The sequence below is a fragment of the Parabacteroides sp. CH2-D42-20 genome (genome assembly GCF_003670185.1).
GTDB classification, from domain to species: Bacteria; Bacteroidota; Bacteroidia; order Bacteroidales; family Tannerellaceae; genus Parabacteroides; species Parabacteroides distasonis.
In genome coordinates this window covers 1-2,343 of sequence record NZ_RAYG01000065.1, presented here as the reverse complement: position 1 = coordinate 2,343, position 2,343 = coordinate 1, and the positions used below count along the sequence as shown (strand labels likewise).

General features: G+C 31.4%; 3 protein-coding genes. All 3 read left to right on the top strand.

The genetic code is table 11. The features are described from left to right. A partial coding sequence (locus D7V92_RS21570; RefSeq protein ID WP_305036650.1) for a JAB domain-containing protein occupies positions 1 to 226 on the top strand: 226 nt, incomplete at its 5' end. A 513-nt stretch (positions 227 to 739) separates the two neighbouring features. Next, complete coding sequence (locus D7V92_RS21560; RefSeq protein WP_121736922.1) at positions 740 to 973, top strand: hypothetical protein; 234 nt, start codon at positions 740 to 742, stop codon at positions 971 to 973. After that, a complete protein-coding gene (locus tag D7V92_RS21555; RefSeq protein WP_121773766.1) occupies positions 970 to 2,280 on the top strand; it encodes a leucine-rich repeat domain-containing protein in 1,311 nt (436 codons plus the stop codon). Before D7V92_RS21560 ends, D7V92_RS21555 begins: the two co-directional genes overlap by 4 nt. The last annotated feature ends 63 nt before the right edge of the window (positions 2,281 to 2,343 follow it).

Sequence of the window (2,343 nt, the reverse complement as noted above, 5' to 3'; positions counted from 1 at the left end):
TGCCGATATACGGATCATTATGCAGGCTGCGATATTGGGAAACGCCTCTGCAATGATCCTTAGCCATAATCACCCATCAGGGAATAAACAACCAAGCAACCAAGACGATTTATTAACGGACAGGGTGAAAAAGGCTGCAAAACTATTTGATATTCAATTGTTGGATCATATAATAGTTACAGATAGCGGATATTACTCTTATTTGGATGAAGGGAGGATATTATGAAGTGGTTGGCTTTCTTGGTGGTTCTTTTTTGTTTGATTGGGAATCCTGATTTATATCCGATCATAGCAGCACTTTTTCTTCTATTTTATGGCTGTTTGTTTCTCTTTTTCTGGATAAGAGAAAAATTCAAGGATAAGTAAAGATTTTTCATTCTCTTACTTGGTTGATGTATAAACACTTTTCGTAACTTTGTGGCAATTCTACACGTTCATGGCGTTGAACCTCTGTGGAAGGACATAATTAACGAAAGGTGTTATTGAAATTATCTTCTAAAGTCAAATTCTCGCAAAATTTGTATTAGAGTGAAGGTGATGGCAATAGCACCCGCATCTTTTGTTATAGACTTACCTGAAAGGGTAAACTATATCTCAATAGGTGTGGGTTGCTGTTGTTTTATCCACTCTAATGGCAATGCGAGAAGCCAGACTTTAGGATAAAGCAAATACAGTTCCCACACCTTTTTTATTATTTCACTTTCCGTAGGGGACAAGGGAAGAAAATATAATTAATAATATGAGTTGTTCGTGGAAAATTATTAGAGATGGTCTAAGTAATCCAATAGGGGCTAAATATTCTAATGGCTTTACTTTTAAAGGAACGTTTGACGAAAACGAAATGCCTGTTTGTGGCGAGATAAAGAGCCCAGAAGGTAAATTAATCTATAAAGGAGTTATTGAAGTGGATATATATCAATACTTCCAAAAGTATTTAGAAACAGGTAAAACGATAAAATCAAAAGAGTTATGAAAACAAAATTTATACATGGTCTAATTATAATTGGTGTATTTTTATTTGTTAACACGAATATATTTGCACAAAATGTTCCTGAAATTACAATTAAGGTGGAAGATGCAGGAACTCTTTCTAAATTGTTAGGAAATAAATATAAGGAAATAGAAAAATTGACCTTATCTGGAGATATTAACGCTTCTGATATTGGAGTTATTCGTAACATGACTAACTTGATCTCGTTGGATTTGAAAGATGTAAATATTAAAAAGGGTGGAAAATTTACTTATAAAATTCATACAAAAACAATTGAACGGAAAACAGAAGATAACATTATTCCAGAAGAAATGTTTTACTATGCAAGTTGTAAAAAATTGTCTTCTGTAAGATTACCTAATAGTGTTATAAAAATTGATATAAATGCATTTGCGAATGAATACGATAAGTTATCTTGTCTGAAAACTGTTGTACTTGGTGATAAAGTAGAAACGATAGGAGCATATGCATTCGATGGTTGTAAAAATTTATCTTCTGTTAATATTCCAAAAAATGTTAAGTATATATCTTCTGCTGCTTTTTACAAATGTGAAAATTTGGAGTCAATCATCATTCCTAATGGTGTTATTCAGATAGGGGGAAAAATAGATGGCTATTATTCAACTGCGGGAGCATTTGATGGATGTAAAAGATTAAGAATCATAAATATACCAGCAAGTGTTCTATTCATAGATTGTGGTACGTTTTTTTATTGTGAGAATTTATCAGAAATAGAGGTTGATAAAAATAATGCTCATTATTTAAGTGAAGGTGGCTTTCTATACACTATTCGTAAAGATTCAATAATAGGTTACACTTGTGGAAATAAAAGAGAAACCATTTATATTCCTAATAGTGTTATGTTTATAGGACATGGTACTTTTGCAGTGGCAAAGAATATAAAGAATGTATATGTAAATAATACAATACCTCCTGTATTAAATGGAAGTTTTGATAGTTCTGTCAAGAAAGAGGGTACATTGTACGTTCCTAAAGGATCTTACAATAACTATTGGTTGGCAGATAAGTGGGGAGATTTTATAAATATTATTGAAACAGACATTCCAACATCGAATGAGATTGTATCTCATTCCAATGAATACGAAATACAAACCATAAGTAATGGGATTCTTGTTTGTACAAATAAACCTATAAATGTTTCTATCTATAATATACATGGACAAATCTTAGTTAATAAGACTATTAGTGGTGGTAAGGTAATAAATTTGCCTAAAGGGATTTACATTGTATCAGCAAATGATAAAACTCATAAAATAATTATTAAATAAATGATATTCAGCATGAAAACAAACAGATTTTTTACAACTATTCTTTCAGTGGCTTTGTGTGTG